The sequence below is a fragment of the Stenotrophomonas sp. SPM genome, from assembly GCF_003105135.1.
In the GTDB taxonomy this organism is placed as follows: domain Bacteria; phylum Pseudomonadota; class Gammaproteobacteria; order Xanthomonadales; family Xanthomonadaceae; genus Stenotrophomonas.
Window position 1 is genome coordinate 1 of the sequence record NZ_QETL01000200.1, and the last position, 1,882, is coordinate 1,882.

A 1,882-nucleotide genomic window follows, 5' to 3' on the forward strand; every position below is an offset into this window, starting at 1 on the left:
GACGGCTGCGCTGCGGCAGGGCGACGACGTTGCCTGCGTGCTCCACCGCGACGGGTGCGGCCTCGCGTGGTGGCAGCTGCGCCGCTAGGCGTGCCCAGCCATCGGCGGGGGGCGTGCGCTGGTCGGGCAGCGCGCGCAGCCGCGCCTGCAGATCGGGGTCGTGGTCGTGATCGGTTTCGTGGGTACTCATGTCATGTCTCCCAGACGCGCGCGCAACAGGCCACGCGCGCGGTGCAGCTGTGCCTTGGAACTGCCAACGGCCATCTGCAGCTGTTCGGCGATCTCCTGGTGTTTCCAGCCCTCGATATCGTGCAGTACCAGTACCGCACGGGCCCGTGGTGGCAGCGTCGCCAGCGCGCGCTCCAGGTCCCGCTCGGTGCCGGCGCAGCGATCGTGCACGGCCAGCTCCTGCAGGCCGCCGTCGACATCATCGAGGCTGTCGTGGTCCTGCCCGGCGGCGCGGCCGCGCAGTTCCATCAGCGCCGCGTTCACGCCCAGCCGGTGCAGCCAAGTGGCCAGGCTGCTTTCAAACCGGAACCCCGGCAGCGCCCTCCAGGCCTGCAGGAAGGCTTCCTGCAGCGCATCCTCGGCGCGCGCCTGCTGGCCGCCAGATAGCCGCCACAGTACGGCGAACACACGCGGCGAGTGGCGCCGGTAGAGCTGTTCATAGGCCGCCATGTCTCCGGCGGCCGCGGCCCGCACCAGGGCGGGATCGTCGACGGCGTCGTTGGCGGCAGGCAGCGCGGGCATGGTGGTGTCGAGCATATCGCTTGGATGCGGCGACCCGGAAAAAGGTTTAAGCCCGATTGATGGCAGCCGCATTGCAACCTTTTCGGTGCTGGCTGCATCCATGCAGGGTCCTTGGTGAAAATTCCCGGAGTCCTGCCATGTCCAGCCCCTCCTGCGCCGCCCTGCTGGTGATCGTCGCCTGCGTCGTGCTGCAGGCCCTGGACCTGTCGCTGCAGCTGCGCGCGGAAAGCGGCCAGGCCTGCGTGCATCAGCATCGCCAGGCCCTGGTCTGCGTGGCGTGGTCCGGACCGGTCGAAACCCCGGCACGCGCCGGGTAACATCAAGGGTCGTTAACGCCAGATGCTGTCGCCCCATGATGTTGTCGCTGAAAGACCACCTGCCCGCCTGGAGCCACCCGTGGCTGCACTACATCGGCATCGCCCTGCATATCGTGCTGGTGCTGGTGATCGCCTGGCTGCTGCGGGTGCTTGCCCGCCGCCTGATCCGCCGCTTCGCCGAGCACTACACGCTGCCGCCGGAGATGGCGATGGGTGCGCGCCGGATCACCAGTTTCGTGGTCTATTTCAGCGCGCTGCTGTACATCCTCAGCCTGCTGGGTGCTTCGCCCTCGGTGCTGTGGACGGCCTTCACCGGTTTTGCCGCGGTGGGTGCGGTGGCGTTCTTCGCGGCGTGGAGCGTGTTGTCCAACATCTTCTGCACGCTGCTGATCTTCACCACGCGCCCGTTCCGCCTGCATGACTACATCGAGGTGCTGGAGAACGGCGAGAAGCCGGGCCTGAAGGGCCGGGTGATCGACGTGAACCTGATCTACACGACGCTGCAGGAAACCGGCAACGGCCACGAGGGCACGGTGCTGCAGCTGCCGAACAACCTGTTCTTCCAGCGCACGGTACGGCGCTGGCGCGATCCCTCGCACGCGCCGGGTGGCATCCAGGGCGACGGCTGAGGGAAGGTTTTTCTTTGCAGGGCTGCGCCCTGCACCTGCCGAAGCCGAAGCAACAGCAACAGCGGGCTATCCGTGGGTTGGCGGGCTGGGTCCGGTTGAGGGGGACGCTGCAAGTACGTCCATGTAAGCTCGGTCGCCGCATCCATGCGGCTCACGCCCCCTCAACCGGACCCACCCCGCCTTCGA

The 1,882-nt window shown here is 67.9% G+C and carries 3 protein-coding genes and 1 pseudogene; 2 read left to right on the forward strand and 2 right to left on the reverse strand.

Annotated features, from left to right (window positions below; genetic code table 11):
• Together DCO49_RS19935 and DCO49_RS19940 are read right to left on the reverse strand one after the other, a co-directional pair.
• Positions 1 to 190 (reverse strand): annotated as a pseudogene (locus DCO49_RS19935) (hypothetical protein); the annotation flags it as partial.
• The gene (locus DCO49_RS19940; protein ID WP_116865456.1) at positions 187 to 765 is read right to left on the reverse strand and encodes an RNA polymerase sigma factor; all 579 of its coding nucleotides are present in this window, start codon (positions 763 to 765) and stop codon (positions 187 to 189) included. The gene DCO49_RS19940 and the pseudogene DCO49_RS19935, both read right to left, overlap by 4 nt.
• A gap of 122 nt (positions 766 to 887) precedes the next feature.
• On the opposite strand from DCO49_RS19940, the gene DCO49_RS19945 reads away from it, so the two are divergent.
• Entirely contained in the window at positions 888 to 1,067 is a 180-nt protein-coding gene (locus DCO49_RS19945; protein WP_116865457.1) for a hypothetical protein, read from the forward strand.
• A gap of 35 nt (positions 1,068 to 1,102) precedes the next feature.
• Positions 1,103 to 1,696: a mechanosensitive ion channel family protein gene (locus tag DCO49_RS19950; protein ID WP_116865458.1), complete on the forward strand. Its 594-nt coding sequence runs from the start codon at positions 1,103 to 1,105 to the stop codon at positions 1,694 to 1,696.
• Positions 1,697 to 1,882: the final 186 nt, after the last annotated feature.